The sequence below is a fragment of the Citromicrobium sp. JLT1363 genome, from assembly GCF_000186705.1.
GTDB lineage: Bacteria > Pseudomonadota > Alphaproteobacteria > Sphingomonadales > Sphingomonadaceae > Alteriqipengyuania.
In genome coordinates this window covers 90,714-109,046 of sequence record NZ_AEUE01000006.1, presented here as the reverse complement: position 1 = coordinate 109,046, position 18,333 = coordinate 90,714, and the positions used below count along the sequence as shown (strand labels likewise).

The window sequence follows — 18,333 nt, the reverse complement described above, 5'->3', positions numbered from 1 at the left end:
AAGTCGTCGGATCGACCCGAAAGAAGCGGAGCTACCGCCTGAACCGGCGCAACGTCTGCACCACGCCGGTCGCGATGAGCATCTGGCCGACATAGTAGGTCGGCCAGATCAGAAGATCGGGAAGCGGCGCCAGATCGACCGGACCCAGCCGGCTGAAGATCAGCCAGTCCGACAGAACGAAGAGCAGCGCGCCCAGCCCCACCCTCCAGCGGGGGAAGAGGCTGACCCACGCGGCCACCGCCATGCCGCCAAGCGTAATGGCGTATAACGCGACGGCCCAATCCCGGCTCAGCAGCCAGCTTGCGATCGGGACCGTCAGGAACAGGAGGACCGCCGCCCAGGACGTGACGGTGCTCATCTCCGGACGAAGATATCTGCGGTAGAAGAGGATCGCGGCGACATGGCTCGCGGCGAAGGCGGCGCCGCCCGCCACGAAGGAAAGTTCTATCAGGGCATCGCCAGTAGCGCCCAGCGCAAGCGCCACGACGAACAGTCCCGCGCGCAAGCCCCGGGTGCGCTGCGCTGCATAGAGCGCGAGAAAGCCGACCGCGCCCGTCTTGACGAGGATGGACGCAAGCCCTTCCCACGCGGTGCCTTCCAGGAAAGGAAGTGCAACGGCGCACGCTATGCTCAAGACGAGCCACGGGCGATGCTGGACGAGAGCGCGGCGGGGGATCGTAGGACTCCTCTCGGGTTCGCGTTATGGTTGATTTTCGCGCAACAGCGATGCGGTGTAAAGCGGTGGTTTGCCACCATTTTTCGCTGCATGTTCCGATAGATGCCCCGGAACGCGATCTCGTTCCCGCGGCCCGGTGCAAGAGATGCTGCCGAAGCAGGCTTGCCTGTCCTGCCCCACGCCGGTGCCGATTGCGGAGAGGCGCCCCAGCGCCTAGGTGCGCGAGCATGGCACATGACGTTCATATCATCGGCGGCGGGCTCGCCGGGAGCGAGGCCGCATGGCAGCTGGCGCAGGCCGGGCTGAAGGTGCGCCTGTCCGAGATGCGCGGCGCATCCGAAGACAAGGGTGGCGAGATGACCCCCGCGCACCAGACCGACGGCCTCGCCGAACTCGTCTGCTCCAATTCCTTCCGCTCAGACGATAGCGACAAGAACGCGGTCGGCCTGCTGCACGACGAAATGCGGCGGCTCGATTCCATCGTGATGCGGGCGGGCGAGAAGGCCCGCGTCCCCGCCGGCAGTGCGATGGCGGTGGACAGGGACGTATTCTCGGCCGAGGTGGAGCGCACGCTCTCCAATCATCCCAATGTCGAGATCGTGCGCGAACGGGTCGACACGCTGCCCGACGCCGGGCTCACCATCGTCGCCACAGGCCCGCTGACCGCGCGGACCCTGGCCGAGAGTATCGTGCAGGCCACCGGCGAGGATCGGCTGGCCTTCTTCGATGCCATCGCCCCCATCGTGCACCGCGACAGCATCGACATGAGCAAGTGCTGGATTCAGAGCCGCTGGAACAAGCGGACCGAGGCCAGCAACGAGGATGGCGACTACATCAACTGCCCCATGACGAAGGAGCAGTACGAAACATTCGTCCAGGCGCTGGTCGACGGCGAGAAGACCGAGTTCAAGGAATGGGAGGCGGACACCCCCTATTTCGACGGCTGCATGCCGATCGAGGTCATGGCGGAACGCGGGGTGGAAACCTTGCGCTACGGCCCGATGAAGGGCGTCGGGCTCGACAACCCTTACGACACGACCGAGGAACACCCGCAGGGCCGCTGGCCCTACGCCGTGGTGCAGTTGCGGCAGGACAACAAGCTGGGCACGCTGTGGAACATGGTCGGCTTCCAGACGAAGCTGAAATACGGGGCGCAGGTGGACCTGTTCCGGACCATTCCGGGGCTCGAAAACGCCGAATTCGCGCGGCTGGGCGGTCTGCACCGCAACACCTTCATCAACTCGCCGCTGGTGCTCGATCGGCAGCTACGCCTGAAGAGCGCGCCGCATGTCCGCTTCGCCGGGCAGATCACCGGGTGCGAGGGCTATGTCGAAAGCTCGGCCGTCGGCCTCATGGCCGGGTTGATGGTGGCGGCCGAACATCGCGGCGAGGACTGGTCCCCTCCCCCCCGCACCACTGCGCTGGGCGCGCTGCTGAGCCACGTGACCGGCGATGCCGAGGCCGAGACCTTCCAGCCCATGAACGTCAATTTCGGGCTGTTCCCGCCGCTGCACGAGGTGAAGAAGAAACAGCGCAAGGAGGCCTATACCTCCCGCGCCAAGGCGGATCTGGGCGAATGGCTCGCCAGCCGGGAGCGTGTGCCCGCCTAGCAGGCGCAGCGCGGCTTTTTCTTGCGCTTGGGTGCGGTGGTGGCGAATTCCGCCTGCGTCAGCGTGCGGTCGCCATCCGCATCGGCGCCTTCGAACTTGTCGACCGTCGTCACCGCCCATTCCTCGAACGTGAGCAGGTTGTTGCCATCCTTGTCGAGCTTGCGGAACGCCCTGGTTCGGGTCGAGAGCATCTCGTTACGGGTGATCTTGAGGTCGCGGTTCCGGTCGTAGCGGAAGAAGCGCCGCTGTTCCCGGGTGAGTTCCGTGGCCTGCGGCGGCGCCGGGCCCGTCAGATCGGCAGGGTCGGCCTGGGGCAATTCGTCTTCGGCGGTGGTTTCGGTCGGTTCGGGAAGCGGGGGCGGCGCGGCTTCTTCCACCTGTGCCCTGCCCTGCCACCAGAAAATGCCGACCCCGGCCAGCGCGAGGCCTAGCACCGCGCCCAGCACCAGACGATCCAGCCCCTGCCCCTTCATCCGCGCGTCCCCCCGGAAACCCGTTCAGCGCCCTAGCATACCCGTCCGCACGGCGGCGAGGAAGTCGCCACCTTTCGAGAGCATGGGGCGCTCCCGTGCGAGGGCGCGACCACCGAGGACACCCAGGATCGCGAAAGGCCTGAGATTTCTCGGCAGGCTTGGACTTTCTGCACTCGCGTGACCCAGATCGGCTGCAACCGCACGAACCAGCGCGCTCTCGGCCTCGCTCGCACAATGCTGTGCCAGGTCTGCGAGCGCCCAGCGCATCCCGGCGGCAACGACCGCATCGGCCTCCGCAACATGCAGCGCCGATGCTGCGACGGCCCAGCTGCGCGCGCGCTCACCTGCGAAAGCGATGGCGACATCGCGCGTCAGTTCCTCAGCCGCAGCGAGCTGCTCCCACCCGTCGACCAGCCCGCCCAGCCGCGAAATATCGGCATCCCAAGCCGCCAGCCGCGCCAGCAGCGGCTCGCCCTTGGGCCATTCTGCCGGGGACTGCGCAAAGCGATCGCGCCACCACGCCAGCTTGAGTTGCGCAATGATCGGCTCGCTCGCCTGACGCACCGCGTCGGCCAGCCGCCGGTCCAGTGCGAACAGATCCTGGAATACCGGGCGCGCATCGCGCGGGGCGTAAGCCAGCGCGAGAGCCAGCGCGGGATCGTGCGAACCCGGCGCCAAGTCGGAAGGGTGCGATGCTGCCACGCTGCGTCAGATGCGCGCGTCTTAACCTCGCTTCAACCCTGATCGGTCAAACACTGCTTACCGCCACCCGTCTATGGGATGCGCCGATATGGGCCCGCTCCATGGTTAACCGAGGCGGGAGACGGACAAGAATTCAGGCTACCGATGAAGAGCGAAGGGCGAACATGAACTTTCTGACCCGCCTGCGCCGCGACGTTCGCGGCAACACGCTCGCGATGGCCGCTGCGGCGATGATCCCGCTGATCGGGATTATCGGCGGCGCGGTGGACATCAGCCGCATGTATATCGTGAAGACCCGCCTGCAGCATGCTTGCGATGCGGGCGCTCTGGCAGGTCGCAAGGCGATGGGCAGCGGCCAGTGGAGCCAGGCAAGCTTCGCCCCGCGCGTCGCCGCAGAGCGCTTCTTCGATGCAAATATTGCACCCCAGGCCTACGGGTCGGAGGACATCAGCCGCACTTTCACGGAAAACGCCGGCAGGGTGACCGGCACGGCATCCGCCGTCGTGCCCATGAGCCTGATGCGCATCTTCGGCTTTTCGCGGGACACGCTTTCGGTCACCTGCGATGCGGAAATGCGGCTGCCGAATACGGACATCATGTTCGTGCTGGACGTCACCGGATCGATGAATTCGAACATTCCGGGTGACTCGACGCGCAAGATCGACGGCCTGAAAACCTCGGTCAAATGCTTCTACGAAATCGTCGCCCGGCGCGATACGACCGCCAATTGCGCGACCGGCGTTCCCAGCGGCGGCACCAGCAGCGATGTGCAGATCCGCTTCGGCTTCGTGCCCTACAACACGAATGTGAATGTTGGCCGCCTGCTGCCCGCGTCCTTTTTCAAGGATACGCAGTATTACCAGACCCGCATACAAAGCGGCGGGGGCAACAGCTGGGGTGCGTGGTACACCACCGGCTGGGAAAGCTGTGGTCAGGGCAACTCGGCCACGGTCCAGAATGTGGAAATCGATCGAACCTGGTTCTTCGGCAACTGGTGCAAATATAACCGCCGCGAGCTGACCGGCTCGCCGGTCACCTATTCCTACGATCGTTTTCCCGTGGATGTCAGCGGGTTCAAGACAGGTACCCGCACCAGTGCCGAGGTGACGATCAACGGCAGCTACACCCGCACGGTCGACTGGCCCGGCTGCATCGAGGAACGGCAGACCGTGAGCCGCAACAACTACTGGCCGATCCCCTCGGACGCGTACGATCTCCAGATCGATCTGATGCCGACCAGCGATGCCACGCGCTGGGCCCCTGCCCTGCCGGACCTGATCTATACACGCGGTTCAAGAAGCGCGACGGATACCCGCTATTTCAGCCGGTCACCCATCAGCAACACAAACGAGGATTACGGCCAGCCGTCGGACTACTGCCCGACCGAGGCGACGAAGCTGCAGGAATGGACCTCCGCGAGCAGTTTCGAGTCCTACGTCGACAGCCTTACGCCCAACGGAAACACCTATCACGATATTGGTCTGCTGTGGGGTGCGCGACTGCTGTCCTCGAGCGGCATCTTCCAGTCGGAGAACGAGCTGACGCCCAGGGGTGGCGAAATCGATCGCCACCTGATCTTCATGACCGACGGCGATACGGTTGCGAACAATTACGACTACACGGCCTACGGAATTGGCTGGTACGATCAGCGTACCACCACCAGCAACGGCCGGGATGCATACGACAACCAGGTCAACGCGCGCTTCAATGCGCTGTGCAACGAGATCAAGAACATGACCCCGCGGGGCATCACATTGTGGGTGGTCTCTTTCGGCGACGGCACGAACGGCGACACCAAGAACCGCCTGCAGGGCTGCGCAACGGGCAACACATACTATTTCCACGCCGCCGATTCGGCACAGCTGCAGCAGACCTTCAAGCAAATCGCCGACGATATCTCGCAATTGAGGCTGACGCGTTGAGGCTGCCCGCTCTCCTCTCTCGTCTGCGCAAGGACCGGGACGGCGCAACGCTGATCGAGTTCGCCATCGTCGCGCCGGTCATGTGCCTGATGCTGATGGGCGCGTTCGACGTGGCGCATTCGCTTTACCTGCGTACCGTTACCGAGGGCATCATGCAGAAGGCCGGGCGCGATTCCTCGCTGGAGACCAGTTCGGTCGAGAGTGTGCAGGATGCGCTGGATGCCGAGGTGAAGGCCCAGGTACGCGATCTGGTCAATGATGCCCAAGTCGATACCAAACGGCGCTTCTACCGCAGCTTCGCCGAAGCCAAGGCCGCCAAGCCGGAAACCTTCAACGACACCGATTCCAACGGTCGCTGCAATGGCGGCGAAGCCTACGAGGATGCCAACGGCAACAACCAGTGGGACGAGGATGGCGGCAATGAAGGCCAAGGCGGCGCCAAGGACGCAGTCTATTATACCGTCATCATCAAATATGATGCCCTCTTCCCCTTCTGGTCGATGATCGGCGGCAGCGAGAAGAATACGGTCACCGCGTCGACCATTCTGCGCAACCAGCCCTACAACGGACAGGACAGTTACGACGCGCCGGTGTGGAGGAACTGCACATGATCGCCGCGATTGCCCGCAGGACGGCGGTTTTGCGCCAGATCGCCCATGACCGGACCGGGCTCGCGCTGGTCGAATTCGCACTGTCGCTGCCGCTGGTGCTCACGCTGGCGCTGACCGGTGCGGAACTGACCAACTACATCACCGTGCGCATGCGCATCAGCCAGCTGGCACTGCATCTGGCGGATAACGCCGCACGCGTCGGGGTCGGTGGGCCGCGAGAGGCGAAGAAGGTCTACGAATCGGACATCTACGACCTGATGGACGGCGCACAGCTGCAGGCTGGCGAGCTGGATCTCTATGAAAGAGGCTATGTGATCGTCTCCAGTCTGGAGCCGATGGCGGGCGCCAACCCCAACAACAAGGCGCGCATTCGCTGGCAACGCTGCCAGGGCGATATTCCCTACGATTCGCCCTATGATGACCAGACCGAAAACCTGGACGGAATGGGCCCCACAGGCCGGCAGGCACAGGTCCAGCCCGATGGCGTGACCATGTTCGTGCAGGTTTACTACCAGTACGAGCCGCTGGTTTCGGCATCGCTGGTGCCTGGTATCGAGATCACCGAAACCGCATCGATGATGGTCCGCGAACGGCGCGATACCAGCGGCGCGAACAACGGGCTCTTCCCCGTCAGCGGCGTAACCCCCGCCGAATGCACGGCCCCCGCACCATCACCGACACCAAGTCCGACGCCGACCAATCCCTATCGGGACAACGCTGCGCCCGGCGTCTGCCATACGACGCATTGGGATGGCTATCACTGCCACTGATGCAGCCCCGAGGGGCACATGTAACCGATGGAAGGCCGGGGAACGCATTGCCAGCGTCCCCCGGGCAAAGGTCTAGTCTTCGACGTAGCAGACCTTCTTCACCGCCTTCACGATGGAAGGCGTGTCGATCAGCGCCATCGCCTCGAGGTTCGCCGCATAGGGCAGCGGAACATCGGCATTGGTCACGCGCGTGACCGGCGCATCGAGATAGTCGAAGCCTTCCTCCATGCAGATCGCCACGATCTCGCTGGAGATGGAGCAGGTCGCCCAACCCTCTTCGGCAACCACCATGCGGTTGGTCTTCTTCAGGCTTTCGAGCACGGTCTCGCGGTCGAGAGGACGCAGTGTGCGCAGGTCGATCACCTCGGCCTCGATACCCTGCCCGGCCAGCTCTTCTGCCGCTTCCAGCGCCAGGCCGACCGCGATCGAGTAGCTGACGATGGTGACATCGCTGCCCTCGCGCACGATCCGCGCCTTGCCGATGGGAAGGACATAATCATCCATATCGGGCACGTCGAAGCTGCGGCCGTAGACAAGTTCGTTCTCCAGGAAGACGACGGGGTCCTCGCTGCGGATCGCGGCCTTCATCAGGCCCTTGGCGTCCGCCGCATCATAGGGCGCGATCACGATCAGGCCGGGGACGCTAGCGTACCACGGGCCGTAGTTCTGGCTGTGCTGTGCGGCTACGCGGCTGGCCGCGCCGTTGGGTCCGCGGAACACCACCGGGCAGCGCATCTGGCCACCGCTCATGTAATTGGTCTTGGCCGCCGAGTTCACGATGTGGTCGATCGCCTGCATCGCAAAGTTGAACGTCATGAACTCCACGATCGGGCGCAGGCCGCCCATCGCCGCGCCCGTGCCCAGCCCGGCAAAGCCGTATTCGGTGATAGGCGTATCGACCACGCGCTTCGCGCCGAATTCGTCCAGCAGGCCCTGGGTGACCTTGTAGGCGCCCTGATATTCGGCGACTTCCTCACCCATCACGAACACCCGTTCGTCGCGCCGCATTTCCTCGGCCATGGCATCGCGCAAGGCTTCGCGCACGCTAGTCGAGACCATTGCGGTGCCTTCGGGGATCGACGGATCGCTGGCGGGCGAGCGGGTCGGTTTCTCGGGCGTATCGTCGGTGACTTCGGCTTCGGACGGCTCGCGCCCGACGTCCTTGCCCTCGCCCGGCACGTCATCGACGTCTCCGGACCCGGCGTCCGCGGGCGCTTCGACATCGCCCACATCCTCGCCTTCGTCGGCCATCATCGCGATAACCGCGCCGACAGCCACGCCTTCGGTGCCTTCTTCGACCAGGATCTTCGCCAGCGTGCCTTCGTCGACCGCTTCGAATTCCATCGTCGCCTTGTCGGTCTCGATCTCGGCGATGATATCGCCGATTTCGATCTTCTCACCTTCGGACTTGAGCCACTTGGCCAGCGTGCCCTCTTCCATCGTGGGGGAGAGGGCGGGCATCTTCAGTTCGGTCGCCATCGCTCAATACTCCTCCACCAGAACATCGGTGTAGAGTTCGCTGGCGTCGGGCTCGGGCGAATTCTCCGCAAAGTCGGCGGCGTCCGAAACCTGCGCGCGGATGCCCTTGTCGATATCCTTCAACTCGTCCTCGCTCTTGCCCTTCTCGATCAGCTGTTTCTTGATCCGCTCGATCGGGTCGTGGTGGTCCTTCTGGTCCTGCACTTCCTCGCGGGTGCGGTACTTCGCGGGGTCGGACATCGAGTGCCCGCGATAGCGATAGGTGTTGCACTCCATCAGCACCGGGCCGTTGCCTTCGCGCACGTGCTTGAACGCCACTTCGGCAGCCTGGCGCACTTCGAGCACATCCATCCCGTTCACTTCCATGCCGGGGATGCGGAAGCTGGTCCCACGGCGATAGAAACGGGTTTCCGCGCTCGAGCGCTTTGTCGCGGTGCCCATCGCGTACTGGTTGTCTTCCACCACGAAGCAGATCGGCAGGTTCCACAATGCGGCCATGTTGAACGCTTCGTACACCTGGCCCTGGTTCGCCGCACCGTCGCCGAAATAGGCGAGCGTCATGCCGCCGTCCTCGTTGTACTTGTGCGCGAAGGCGAGGCCCGCACCCAGCGGCACCTGCGCCCCGACGATGCCGTGTCCGCCGTAGAACTTATGCTCTGTGCTGAACATGTGCATCGAGCCGCCCTTGCCCTTGGAAATGCCGGCCTGGCGCCCGGTCAGTTCGGCCATGATCACCTTGGGATCGAGCCCGTAGGCCAGCATGTGGCCATGGTCGCGGTAGCCGGTAATGACGGAGTCCCTGTCACCGTCCAGCGCGGTCTGCAGGCCGATGGCGACCGCTTCCTGCCCGATATAGAGGTGGCAGAACCCACCGATGAGGCCGAGGCCGTAGAGCTGGCCTGCGCGCTCTTCGAAGCGGCGGATCAGCAGCATCTGCTCGTAGAACTTGAGCATCTGCTCTTCGCTGGCATCGAAGGTCTTGTTCTTCTCGAACGCCTCCTGAAGCGAGTTCAGGTCGAAATCGGGATCGTCGATTGCAGCCGGATTATCGGCTTTCGGGGCCTTCTTCGCGGCGGGTTTCTTGGCCAAGTCTTGCTCCTTCGCGGGGTGGCGATCAGTTTCGCCCCCGCCCATGACGTAACGTCAGCCAGCTTGCAATGGTTAGGAGGCCAGTCAACACCGCCGACGGGCCACCCGGGACCAGGCCGGAACCAGGCGGGTCTAGCGTGGCTGTGGCTGGGGCTTGGGAAGAATGACTTCGTCGGGGTGCACGACGTTGAGGTTACGCCGCATCATCTCCACCACCATGTCCGGATCGGCATTGTCCGGATCGAGCGCATCGACACGCTGGCGCAGGTCCTCGCGCTGCTCCTGCAGCTGCGCGATCCGCGCCTCGCGCTGGGCCAGAGCCTTGGACGCATCGCTCCAGGCGAAAACACCACTCGGCCCGGCAATCGCGAGGCCACCCATCAACAGCAATGCGGCAAGAGCGAGCCCCTGCGTCAGCCTTTCGCGCCGCGCTGCGCGATGTTGTTTCGCGATTGCTTGCCTGGGCAGGTTCATAACTCCCTTGAATCACAAGAGAGTCCGCGAAACAAGCCCCATTGCATGGTGTCGCCGCAGTTTTTTGCTCACGGCTTGCCGTTACGGAACCTGCCGCCCCGCGCACCCGTTACCAAGATTGACAGGCTGGCGCGGCAGACCTAGCTCGGCCCCAACCCGGGCGCGCTTCCCCCAACCAGCAGCTGCCGCGGCCCGTCACGTAACATCGCACTGATATGGAGGATGCCGCCATGGCCGACCTTTTCGAAAATCCGATTGGTCTCGACGGGTTCGAGTTCGTCGAATTCTGCGCCCCGGAAAAGGGCACCCTGGAACCGGTGTTCCAGGCCATGGGCTTCACGCATGTCGCAAACCACCGTTCCAAGGACGTGCAGCTCTGGCGGCAGGGCAACATCAACCTCGTCACCAATTACGAACCGATGAGCGCGGCGTGGTACTTCGCGCGCGAACATGGCCCCAGCGCCTGCGGCATGGGCTTCCGCGTGAAGGATGCGGCCGAGGCGTGGGCAAGGCTGATGGACGCCGGCGCCGAACCCGTCGACACGCAGACCGGACCGATGGAACTCTCCATCCCTGCCATCAAGGGCATTGGCGGCGCGCTGATCTACATCATCGACCGCTATGCCGATGAAGGCGCGGACGATCTTTCGATCTACGACATCGACTTCGAATATCTCGATGGCGTGGAAAAGTACCCCGAGGGCGCGGGCTTCCAGCGGATCGACCACCTCACGCACAACGTCTACGGCGGGCGCATGGCCTACTGGGCCGACTGGTACGAGAAGCTGTTCAACTTCCAGGAAATCCGCTTCTTCGACATCAAGGGCGAATATACCGGCCTCACCTCCAAGGCGCTGACCGCGCCCGACGGCAAGATCCGCATTCCGCTGAACGAGGAAGCCAAGGGCGGCGGCGGCCAGATCGAGGAGTTCCTGCGCGAATTCAACGGTGAAGGCATCCAGCACATCGCCCTGATCTGCGACGATCTGATCACCGCGTGGGACAAGCTCAAGGAATTCGGCGTGCCGTTCATGACGGCGCCGCCCGAAACCTATTACGAAATGCTGCCCGAACGCCTGCCCGATCACGGCCAGCCGGTCGACGAACTCAAGGCGCGCGGCATCCTGCTCGACGGGACGACCGAAGGCGGCCAGCCGCGTCTGCTGCTGCAGATTTTCGCGGAAGCGCAGGTCGGCCCGGTGTTCTTCGAATTCATCCAGCGCAAGGGTGACGAAGGCTTTGGCGAAGGCAACTTCAAGGCGCTGTTCGAAAGCATGGAGCGCGATCAGGTGCGCCGCGGCGTTCTGAACGTTGAAGACGCGAAGACCGTGTCGGAGCCGGCCGAATGAACGATGCGACCCACCCGGTGAAGCTGGGCGGCGTCCACCACGCCGCCTATCGCTGCAAGGATGCGAAAGAGACCGTCGAGTGGTACGAGAAGGTGCTGGGCATGGAATATACCAGCGCCTTTTCGGAGGATCACGTACCCTCCACGGGCGAGTACGATCCGTACATGCACGTCTTCCTCGACGCAGGTAACGGCAACATCCTCGCCTTCTTCGAACTGCCCAACCAGAAGGACATGGGCCGCGACGAGAATACGCCGCAATGGGTCCAGCACCTGGCGTTCAAGGTCGCGGACGAGGATGCGCTGGTGGCAGCGAAAGAACATATCGAAGGCCTCGGCATCGATGTGCTCGGCCCCACGCACCACGGCATCTTCAAGTCGATCTACTTTTTCGACCCCAATGGCCACCGCGTGGAGCTCGCCGCCGATATCGGCACGGATGAGCAATATGCGGAACTGAAGCGCGTTGCCATGCCGATGCTCGACGAATGGAGCGAGACCAAAAAGGCTCCGCAGCACGCCGCATGGCTGCACGAAATCGCGCGAGAAGAGCACGCAAAGGCCAAAGGCGAATAAGCCGCCTTTTCGGCTACCGCCTTTCGGGCAGTCCGGAACCCCCAGCACTTTTGCGCCGTTAATGGCGCAAAACGGGGAGTTTCATGAGCGTACCGAATACCACGCCTGCGGGCGAAACCTACGACCAAACCGTCAATACGCTGGGCACCTTGCAGGACCAGCTGGTCGACATGGCGGAGGGCTTCATCCGTGCCCTCCCCAATTTCGCCATCGCCATCGTCATCCTGCTGGTTACGTGGATTGTGGCCCGCCTCGCGGTGCGCGGGGTCAGCCGCGCCATCGGCAAGACCGACATGCGCCCTTCCTTGCTGAATCTGATCGATACCGTCGTGAAGCTGGGCATCTGGATCATCGGGCTGATGATCGCACTGATCGTGGTCATGCCCGGGATGACGCCCGCCAGCCTGATCGCCGGGCTCGGCATCGGCGCGGTCGCCATCGGCTTCGCCTTTCAGGACATCTTCGAGAACTTCATGGCGGGCGTGCTGATCATGCTGCGCGAGAAGATGCGCATCGGCGACGTGATCGAGTGCGAAGGCATCAAGGGCAAGGTCGAGCACATCACCTTGCGCGAAACCCATGTGCGCAAGCTGTCGGGCGAGCTGACGATCGTCCCCAACTCCATGATCTTCAAGAACCCGGTTGAAATCCTGACCGACGAGAACCTTCGCCGCCATGAAGTGGTCGCCGGCGTATCCTACGACACCGATCTGGACCACGCGGCGCAGATCATCCGCAAGGCGGTCGAAGGCGTGGAAGGCATAGAGATCGACAAGGGGATCGATGTGTTTGCGACCACCTTCAATTCCAGCTCGGTCGATTTCCTCGTCCGCTGGCATGCGGGCTCCACACCCCGCAACGGGTGGGAGAGCACGGACAAGGTCGTGCGCGCAATCAAGCGCGGGCTGGACGAAGCCGGGATCGAAATCCCCTTCCCCTACATCACCCACACCTTCAAGGAACGCGTGCCCATGGGCCGCGACCCGGGCGAAAGCGTGGAAGGCTAGGCGCTTATCTGACCGCGGCGAGATCCTCGAGGAAATCGTGGATCCGCTGCGCATTCACGCCAAGGTCGCCGATGCCGACCCGGCTGGTGGAGCGCATGTCGACCAGACTGCGCCCCGCCCCGTCCGGACGAACGCGGATCACCACCTCGTCCTCGAACCTGATGTAAGAGGCATAGGCTGTCGCCTCGAGCCGCCCTTCCTCTGGTTCGACCGCGCGGATTGTCCACCCGCGCTCTTCTGCCAGCGTCTCGGCATCCAGGATTGTCTGCGCGACCGGCCGATCTAGCACCACGCTGCGCAGATCGGGGTAGCCTTCCTCGTGCAGCGCGACCCACTTCGCCTCGTTATCGAGCCCCCGCAGATTGTCGTCCGGCAGCGTGATCGCCTCGAATTGCGGCACATCCGCCAGATCGGTGGTTGCATCGTGGATCATCGGCGCGTCCGAACTCATCAGGACGCGCACCGCAAGCGATCCGACGAAACCCAGCGCAATCAGGAAGCCGAGCAGTGCGGCACGCCGCGCGGGCCATCCCTTGCGCCAGTTCAGAATGATCGCAATCAGGCCGATTACCAGCGCAGCGGCGGCGAATGGGGCGGAGCTGGCGAGATAGCCGAAGCCCTCCAGCTTGCCGATCCGATCGACCCGCGCGAGCGTCATCCCGGTAAACGCGACGATCGTCGCGCCCAGCGCCAGCAGCAGGGCGAGCCAGGAGAGCGCCCTCGTCCACTTGTGAGTCATCGGCCCGTCCCCCCTCGAAAATTGCGTGGTGCGCCCGACAGGACTCGAACCTGTGGCCCCCGGATTAGGAATCCGATGCTCTATCCACCTGAGCTACGGGCGCGCCGGGCTGGAGCATTAGCCACCCCCACGCGCGCCCGCAATCCCGCTCAATTGCGCGAGGGGTAGATGCCTCGCGTCGCTACGCAGAAACGCAGGGTTCGGGTGCCGAGTTCGCTGCCATCGCCGCCGACCGAGCCCTCTTCCCCCAGGCGATTGCCCGGGCCGACGTGAACCGGTGCGCGCCCTCGCAGGTCGGGCAATGCGAATGTGCTCCGCCCATCGCCGCCGTAAGTGGTCCCGTACAGCGAGAAGAGCGCGCCGTTCTCACTAATCGGGAGAAGTTGACCGTTCGCTTCCTCCCATCCGCGCGGGCACCATTGATAGCCGACCATCATGATCTCGCCGATCAGAGGATCGGCGGAAGCCCTGGCAGGTGTGATGATGGACATGCTGGCGATCGCAGCCACGGAAGCGACAAGAAGCCCGAATTTCATAGATATCCCCTCGATAACCTGACCCGTGCGGCAACCTAGCCAAAAGGTTCGATCTGTCAAAAGGCGGTCTAGTTCGTCTCGTCGGGCGGCGTGAAGGGGATCAGCAGCGGCGCGACGGTGATGCCTTCTTCAAGCAGTTCGCGCGCTTCTTTCGCATCGGCCTTCCCGTGGATCAGCGCCGCGTCCTTCTCGCCATAATGCATCGCGCGGCTTTCCTCGGCGAACCGGCTGCCGACCCAGGTGCTCTGCTTGATCGTATCGGCCTGAAGCCTGGCGAGCTTCTGCATCGCTTCGCGCACCGCGGGGGGTAGCGCTCCGCCCTGGCTGGTCGCCTCCGGCTCCGGCTCCGTCTTCGCCGGGACAGCGGGGCGTGCATTGCCCTTGGCGGGCACGGCGGGCGCCATGGGCGCCTTGGTGACCGCGCCCGATCCGCAGTGCGGGCACATCAGCAGCCCCTTCGCGCTCTGATCCTCGAAAGCCGAGGACGAGCGGAACCAGGCCTCGAAGCGGTGGCCATCCTCGCAGGAAAGGTCGAATACGATCATCGCGCGTCCAGATCGGGAATCGCGCGGCGATTGGCAAGGCTGGGCACCTGCTTGCGCACCTGTGCGATGCGTTCCGCCTCGATATCGGCAAAGCCGACGCCCGCCTCGTCGCTGCCCATGTCGAGCAGCACTTCGCCCCACGGGTCCACCACCAGCGAGTGGCCATAGGTCTTGCGCCCATCCGCATGCTCACCCACCTGCGCCGCGGCGACCACGAAGGCGCTCGCCTCGATCGCGCGGGCGCGCACCAGCGTGTGCCAGTGCGCCGTTCCGGTGGGCACGGTGAAGGCGGCGGGAATCGCGATCATGTCGCATTTCGCCCGGCCCAGCGCATCGAACAGCGCAGGAAAGCGGATGTCGTAGCAGATCGTCAGGCCGAGCCGTCCGGCAGGCGTGTCGTCGGTGACGGACAGCGCATCACCCGGCTGGTAGGCATTCGATTCGCGCCAGCTCTCGCCACTGTCGAGGTCGACATCGAACATGTGTAGCTTGTCGTACTGGCCTGCGATTTCGCCCGACGGCGCGATCAGGAGCGAGCGATTGGCAAGCTTGCCGCCATCCAGCCTTACCGGCAGGCCGAACGTCACCCAGACCGCGTGTTCTTTCGCAGCCGCGCAAATCCTCTCTACCAGCGCGGAATAATCCGCACTTTCGATAGTGTTTCCCGCACGCTTGCGGTCGCGATCCAGCAGTAGCGCCATCTCGGGCGCGAACAGCATGTCCGCCCCGCCCGCGCGCGCGTCGGCCATCGCCGCGATCAAGGCGTTGGCGTTGACCTCCGGGTCGATGCCCGAAGTCATCTGGAAGACGGCAATTTTCGTCATGAACCGCGCGCGTCAGCCTTCGAGCATTGCATCAAGCTTGCCCGCACGTTCCAGCGCGGCAAGCTCATCCGATCCGCCGACATGCGTTTCGCCGATGAATATCTGCGGCACGGTACGCGCATTGGGTGCACGTTCCTGCATCTCGTCACGCTTCTCCCCGCCCATCGTGATGTCGTACTCGTTGTAGTCCACGCCCTTCTCGTCGAGCAGCGATTTGGCACGGAAGCAGTATCCGCAACCGAACTTCGTGTAGATATCGACCTTGGCTGCCACTGCTCATTCCTTTTTTTCGTGCTGCATGCAGGCTCTTGCACCGCTTCTGGCGCACCCTACATTCGATCTGTCCGGCGATGCCATAACGGGTCGATCCGGACACCATGTAACTGACAGAATCGCTCAATGGAGGATTTGTTTCAATGGAACGTATCGATTTCACTCCCTATCGCCGCAGCACGGTCGGTTTCGACCACCTGTTCGACCTGCTGGAAAGCTCGGTCCGCAACTCCGGCGACAACTACCCCCCTTTCAATATCGAGAAGCGCGGCGACGATGAATTTCGCATCACGCTGGCGCTGGCAGGCTTCCGCCCGGCCGATATCGACATCACCGCGCAGCAGAACCTGCTGACGGTCACCGGCCGCAAGCAGGAAGAGAACGCCGAACAGGGCGAGATGCTGCATGTCGGTATCGCCAATCGCGGGTTCGAACGTCGCTTCGAACTGGCCGATCACGTGCGCGTTTCGAACGCGAACCTTGCCGACGGCCTGCTGGTGATCGACCTGTTGCGCGAAGTGCCCGAGGCGATGAAACCGAAGAAGATCGCCATCAACGGCCAGCAGTCCTCGCTCAGCATCGTGGATTCATCCGAGAGCGAAGATTCGGATCGCGACGCCGCCTGAGCGCGAGCGACATTGCCCCCCAAGGCACGCAGCTGAAACGATGCCCGTCCTCACCATTCGTGGGGGCGGGCATTTCTTATTTTCGGCAGGTTTTACTTGAGTTTGGGGCGACCCCACAGGAGCCGCCCCACGGCATAGGCCGCCTTGGCCGGGTCTGCCCGTCCGGGTCGCAGAAGACGATCAAACCCGGGACAAGCTGGTAAATTGGGATCCCCCAAAAAACACACGCTGCCCCCAACAACGCGAGGGCGAGGCTATGGCGTAAATCACGATAAAGATAAAGGGGGTTTGACTTGGCACGCGCCTAATGCAGATTGGGATTACACCCCAATGCTTTAGACGAGGCGTGATTGCCTGAGGGCTGCGGCCACGAAATCCGCGAATAGCGGATGGGGATCGAACGGCCGCGATTTCAATTCCGGGTGGAACTGCACGCCGACGAACCAGGGGTGATCGGGCCGTTCCACGATTTCGGGCAGCAGGCCGTCTGGCGACATGCCGGAAAACACCAGCCCGTCATTCTCCAGCCTTTCGCGGTAGGCACCGTTCACTTCGTAACGATGGCGGTGGCGTTCCGAAATCTCGCTCGCGTTGCCGTAGATCGCGCTGATCCGGCTGCCTTCGGCCAGCTTCGCCTCGTAAGCGCCGAGCCGCATAGTGCCGCCCAGATCTCCGTCGGCGGCGCGGGTTTCCAGACCTTCCTTGGTCATCCATTCGGTGATGATGCCCACCACCGGCTCGTCCGTTTCGCCGAATTCGGTTGAAGAGGCAGTTTCGACCCCGGCTGCCCGCGCGCTTTCGATGCAGGCCATCTGCATGCCAAGGCAGATGCCGAAGAACGGCACCTTGCGCTCACGCGCGAAGCGTACGCTGGCGATCTTGCCCTCGCTGCCCCGCTCCCCGAAACCGCCGGGTACGAGGATGCCGTGCAGCGGCTCCAGTTCGCCGACGATTTCGGACGGATCGCGTTCGAAGATTTCCGCGTCGATCCACTTGAGATGGACCCGCGCGCGGTTCGCCATGCCGCCATGCACCAGCGCTTCGTTGAGCGACTTGTAGGCGTCCTTCAGGCCGACATACTTGCCGACCACGCCGATGGTGACTTCGCCTTCGGGGTGGAAGAAGCGGTCGGTCACTTCGCGCCACGGGGCCAGATTGGGCTCGGGCGCGTCGGTAATGCCGAAGCCGCGCAGCACTTCGCGGTCCAGCCCTTCCTCGTGGTACTGCAGCGGCACCGCGTAGATCGATGCCGCATCGAGAGCGGGAATCACGGCCTCGGGACGCACGTTGCAGAAATTGGCGATCTTGCGCCGCTCGGCCTCGGGCAGGAAATGCTCGGACCGGCACAGCAGGACGTCGGGCTTGATGCCCAGCGCGGCGAGTTCGCGGACCGAGTGCTGCGTGGGCTTGGTCTTCAGCTCTCCGGCGGCAGCGATGTAGGGCACCAGCGTCACATGCACGCTGAGCGTCTGCATCGGCTCCAGCTCGTTCCTGAGCTGGCGAATCGCTTCCATGAAGGGCAGCGATTCGATGTCGCCCACCGTGCCGCCGATTTCGCACAGGATGAAATCATGATCGCCCTGGTCGGCCAGCGCGAACTGCTTGATAGCGTCGGTGACGTGCGGGACGACCTGCACCGTCGCGCCCAGGTAATCGCCGCGGCGCTCCTTGGCGATGATGTCCTGATAGACCCGGCCAGAGGTGATGTTGTCGCCCTGGTGCGCGGAAACGCCGGTAAAGCGCTCATAATGGCCCAGATCGAGGTCGGTCTCCGCCCCGTCGTCGGTCACGAAGACCTCGCCGTGCTGATACGGGCTCATGGTTCCCGGATCGACGTTCAGATACGGATCGAACTTGCGGATGCGGACCTTGTAGCCACGCGCCTGCAGCAACGCGCCAAGCGATGCCGCCATGAGACCTTTGCCGAGCGAGGAGACCACGCCGCCGGTGATGAAAATATACCGCGCCATGGGATTTGGCCCTTACGTCGCGTTGATGGGCAAAGGCAAGCCGCTGCGAAGCGCGGCTCGCCTCAATCCCCGAAATCTGGGTC

The 18,333-nt window shown here is 63.6% G+C and carries 20 protein-coding genes and 1 tRNA gene; 8 read left to right on the top strand and 13 right to left on the bottom strand.

From position 1 onward, the window contains the following. Nucleotides 1-31: 31 nt before the first annotated feature. A complete protein-coding gene (locus tag ADAD_RS0110320) occupies nucleotides 32-634 on the bottom strand; it encodes a lysoplasmalogenase family protein (RefSeq protein ID WP_010413449.1) in 603 nt (200 codons plus the stop codon). A 269-nt stretch (nucleotides 635-903) separates the two neighbouring features. On the opposite strand from ADAD_RS0110320, the gene trmFO reads away from it, so the two are divergent. Next, nucleotides 904-2,286, top strand: coding sequence for a methylenetetrahydrofolate--tRNA-(uracil(54)-C(5))-methyltransferase (FADH(2)-oxidizing) TrmFO (gene trmFO / locus ADAD_RS0110315; protein WP_010413447.1), 1,383 nt, complete (start codon nucleotides 904-906; stop codon nucleotides 2,284-2,286). Here trmFO and ADAD_RS0110310 read toward each other — a convergent pair. Next, entirely contained in the window at nucleotides 2,283-2,759 is a 477-nt protein-coding gene (locus ADAD_RS0110310) for an EF-hand domain-containing protein (RefSeq protein WP_010413444.1), read from the bottom strand. The genes trmFO and ADAD_RS0110310 overlap by 4 nt on opposite strands. 24 nt (nucleotides 2,760-2,783) lie before the next feature. Beyond that, the gene (locus ADAD_RS0110305) at nucleotides 2,784-3,461 is read right to left on the bottom strand and encodes a squalene/phytoene synthase family protein (RefSeq protein WP_029140064.1); all 678 of its coding nucleotides are present in this window, start codon (nucleotides 3,459-3,461) and stop codon (nucleotides 2,784-2,786) included. Nucleotides 3,462-3,625: 164 nt separating this feature from the next. Between ADAD_RS0110305 and ADAD_RS0110300 the strand changes: the two genes are divergently transcribed. Genes ADAD_RS0110300 through ADAD_RS15840 form a run of 3 tightly spaced genes read left to right on the top strand, consistent with a single transcriptional unit; the run spans nucleotide 3,626 to nucleotide 6,764 of the window. Then, nucleotides 3,626-5,383, top strand: coding sequence for a pilus assembly protein (locus tag ADAD_RS0110300; RefSeq protein WP_010413441.1), 1,758 nt, complete (start codon nucleotides 3,626-3,628; stop codon nucleotides 5,381-5,383). Further along, complete coding sequence (locus ADAD_RS17000; protein ID WP_010413440.1) at nucleotides 5,380-5,994, top strand: TadE/TadG family type IV pilus assembly protein; 615 nt, start codon at nucleotides 5,380-5,382, stop codon at nucleotides 5,992-5,994. Before ADAD_RS0110300 ends, ADAD_RS17000 begins: the two co-directional genes overlap by 4 nt. Continuing rightward, nucleotides 5,991-6,764 carry a TadE/TadG family type IV pilus assembly protein gene (locus ADAD_RS15840; RefSeq protein WP_010413439.1) on the top strand — a complete coding sequence of 258 codons (774 nt, stop codon included), beginning with the start codon at nucleotides 5,991-5,993 and terminating at the stop codon, nucleotides 6,762-6,764. The genes ADAD_RS17000 and ADAD_RS15840 overlap by 4 nt, the downstream gene beginning before the upstream one ends. Nucleotides 6,765-6,836: 72 nt before the next feature. On the opposite strand, the gene ADAD_RS0110285 is transcribed toward ADAD_RS15840, so the two are convergent. The 3 genes from ADAD_RS0110285 to ADAD_RS0110275 all read right to left on the bottom strand — a co-directional run bounded on the left by ADAD_RS0110285 (nucleotide 6,837) and on the right by ADAD_RS0110275 (nucleotide 9,806). Continuing rightward, nucleotides 6,837-8,243, bottom strand: a complete 1,407-nt coding sequence (locus ADAD_RS0110285) for a pyruvate dehydrogenase complex E1 component subunit beta (protein ID WP_010413437.1) — start codon at nucleotides 8,241-8,243, stop codon at nucleotides 6,837-6,839. A 3-nt stretch (nucleotides 8,244-8,246) separates the two neighbouring features. Next, nucleotides 8,247-9,332: a pyruvate dehydrogenase (acetyl-transferring) E1 component subunit alpha gene (pdhA, locus tag ADAD_RS0110280; RefSeq protein ID WP_029140062.1), complete on the bottom strand. Its 1,086-nt coding sequence runs from the start codon at nucleotides 9,330-9,332 to the stop codon at nucleotides 8,247-8,249. A gap of 132 nt (nucleotides 9,333-9,464) precedes the next feature. Then, nucleotides 9,465-9,806, bottom strand: a complete 342-nt coding sequence (locus ADAD_RS0110275; RefSeq protein WP_010413433.1) for an FtsB family cell division protein — start codon at nucleotides 9,804-9,806, stop codon at nucleotides 9,465-9,467. Nucleotides 9,807-10,036: 230 nt separating this feature from the next. Here ADAD_RS0110275 and hppD point away from each other — a divergent pair, with 230 nt between their 5' ends. The 3 genes from hppD to ADAD_RS0110260 all read left to right on the top strand — a co-directional run bounded on the left by hppD (nucleotide 10,037) and on the right by ADAD_RS0110260 (nucleotide 12,737). Further along, a complete protein-coding gene (gene hppD, locus ADAD_RS0110270; RefSeq protein WP_029140061.1) occupies nucleotides 10,037-11,155 on the top strand; it encodes a 4-hydroxyphenylpyruvate dioxygenase in 1,119 nt (372 codons plus the stop codon). Then, complete coding sequence (locus ADAD_RS0110265) at nucleotides 11,152-11,730, top strand: VOC family protein (RefSeq protein WP_010413430.1); 579 nt, start codon at nucleotides 11,152-11,154, stop codon at nucleotides 11,728-11,730. Before hppD ends, ADAD_RS0110265 begins: the two co-directional genes overlap by 4 nt. 83 nt (nucleotides 11,731-11,813) lie before the next feature. Next, nucleotides 11,814-12,737 carry a mechanosensitive ion channel family protein gene (locus ADAD_RS0110260; RefSeq protein ID WP_010413428.1) on the top strand — a complete coding sequence of 308 codons (924 nt, stop codon included), beginning with the start codon at nucleotides 11,814-11,816 and terminating at the stop codon, nucleotides 12,735-12,737. A gap of 4 nt (nucleotides 12,738-12,741) precedes the next feature. On the opposite strand, the gene ADAD_RS0110255 is transcribed toward ADAD_RS0110260, so the two are convergent. From ADAD_RS0110255 to grxC, 6 genes are all read right to left on the bottom strand, one after another. Then, the gene (locus ADAD_RS0110255) at nucleotides 12,742-13,476 is read right to left on the bottom strand and encodes a DUF1499 domain-containing protein (RefSeq protein WP_010413426.1); all 735 of its coding nucleotides are present in this window, start codon (nucleotides 13,474-13,476) and stop codon (nucleotides 12,742-12,744) included. A gap of 26 nt (nucleotides 13,477-13,502) precedes the next feature. Then, nucleotides 13,503-13,579: transfer RNA gene (locus ADAD_RS0110250), tRNA-Arg, on the bottom strand. 46 nt (nucleotides 13,580-13,625) lie between these two features. Beyond that, entirely contained in the window at nucleotides 13,626-14,012 is a 387-nt protein-coding gene (locus ADAD_RS0110245; protein ID WP_010413424.1) for a phage tail protein, read from the bottom strand. A gap of 68 nt (nucleotides 14,013-14,080) precedes the next feature. Then, nucleotides 14,081-14,557, bottom strand: a complete 477-nt coding sequence (locus ADAD_RS0110240) for a DUF1178 family protein (RefSeq protein ID WP_010413423.1) — start codon at nucleotides 14,555-14,557, stop codon at nucleotides 14,081-14,083. Beyond that, complete coding sequence (locus ADAD_RS0110235) at nucleotides 14,554-15,381, bottom strand: carbon-nitrogen hydrolase family protein (RefSeq protein ID WP_029140060.1); 828 nt, start codon at nucleotides 15,379-15,381, stop codon at nucleotides 14,554-14,556. The genes ADAD_RS0110240 and ADAD_RS0110235 overlap by 4 nt, the downstream gene beginning before the upstream one ends. Before the next feature lie 12 nt (nucleotides 15,382-15,393). Then, nucleotides 15,394-15,654 (bottom strand): glutaredoxin 3, encoded by a 261-nt coding sequence (gene grxC, locus ADAD_RS0110230; RefSeq protein ID WP_010413421.1) that lies wholly within the window; start codon nucleotides 15,652-15,654, stop codon nucleotides 15,394-15,396. Between the two features lie 143 nt (nucleotides 15,655-15,797). On the opposite strand from grxC, the gene ADAD_RS0110225 reads away from it, so the two are divergent. Next, the gene (locus tag ADAD_RS0110225; RefSeq protein ID WP_010413418.1) at nucleotides 15,798-16,280 is read left to right on the top strand and encodes an Hsp20 family protein; all 483 of its coding nucleotides are present in this window, start codon (nucleotides 15,798-15,800) and stop codon (nucleotides 16,278-16,280) included. A gap of 335 nt (nucleotides 16,281-16,615) precedes the next feature. Here ADAD_RS0110225 and ADAD_RS0110220 read toward each other — a convergent pair whose 3' ends face one another. Next, on the bottom strand, nucleotides 16,616-18,250 hold the full coding sequence (locus ADAD_RS0110220; RefSeq protein ID WP_010413416.1) for a CTP synthase: 1,635 nt from the start codon (nucleotides 18,248-18,250) through the stop codon (nucleotides 16,616-16,618). Between the last annotated feature and the right edge of the window lie 83 nt (nucleotides 18,251-18,333).

Excerpts from the sequence above, each read along its gene's own strand:
- trmFO (WP_010413447.1), top strand. The coding sequence starts at position 904 with ATGGCACATGACGTTCATATCATCGGCGGCGGGCTCGCCGGGAGCGAG.
- ADAD_RS0110310 (WP_010413444.1), bottom strand. The coding sequence starts at position 2,759 with ATGAAGGGGCAGGGGCTGGATCGTCTGGTGCTGGGCGCGGTGCTAGGC.
- ADAD_RS0110300 (WP_010413441.1), top strand. The coding sequence starts at position 3,626 with ATGAACTTTCTGACCCGCCTGCGCCGCGACGTTCGCGGCAACACGCTC.
- ADAD_RS15840 (WP_010413439.1), top strand. The coding sequence starts at position 5,991 with ATGATCGCCGCGATTGCCCGCAGGACGGCGGTTTTGCGCCAGATCGCC.
- ADAD_RS0110285 (WP_010413437.1), bottom strand. The coding sequence starts at position 8,243 with ATGGCGACCGAACTGAAGATGCCCGCCCTCTCCCCCACGATGGAAGAG.
- ADAD_RS0110275 (WP_010413433.1), bottom strand. The coding sequence starts at position 9,806 with ATGAACCTGCCCAGGCAAGCAATCGCGAAACAACATCGCGCAGCGCGG.
- hppD (WP_029140061.1), top strand. The coding sequence starts at position 10,037 with ATGGCCGACCTTTTCGAAAATCCGATTGGTCTCGACGGGTTCGAGTTC.
- ADAD_RS0110265 (WP_010413430.1), top strand. The coding sequence starts at position 11,152 with ATGAACGATGCGACCCACCCGGTGAAGCTGGGCGGCGTCCACCACGCC.
- ADAD_RS0110260 (WP_010413428.1), top strand. The coding sequence starts at position 11,814 with ATGAGCGTACCGAATACCACGCCTGCGGGCGAAACCTACGACCAAACC.
- ADAD_RS0110255 (WP_010413426.1), bottom strand. The coding sequence starts at position 13,476 with ATGACTCACAAGTGGACGAGGGCGCTCTCCTGGCTCGCCCTGCTGCTG.
- ADAD_RS0110245 (WP_010413424.1), bottom strand. The coding sequence starts at position 14,012 with ATGAAATTCGGGCTTCTTGTCGCTTCCGTGGCTGCGATCGCCAGCATG.
- ADAD_RS0110240 (WP_010413423.1), bottom strand. The coding sequence starts at position 14,557 with ATGATCGTATTCGACCTTTCCTGCGAGGATGGCCACCGCTTCGAGGCC.
- ADAD_RS0110235 (WP_029140060.1), bottom strand. The coding sequence starts at position 15,381 with ATGACGAAAATTGCCGTCTTCCAGATGACTTCGGGCATCGACCCGGAG.
- ADAD_RS0110225 (WP_010413418.1), top strand. The coding sequence starts at position 15,798 with ATGGAACGTATCGATTTCACTCCCTATCGCCGCAGCACGGTCGGTTTC.
- ADAD_RS0110220 (WP_010413416.1), bottom strand. The coding sequence starts at position 18,250 with ATGGCGCGGTATATTTTCATCACCGGCGGCGTGGTCTCCTCGCTCGGC.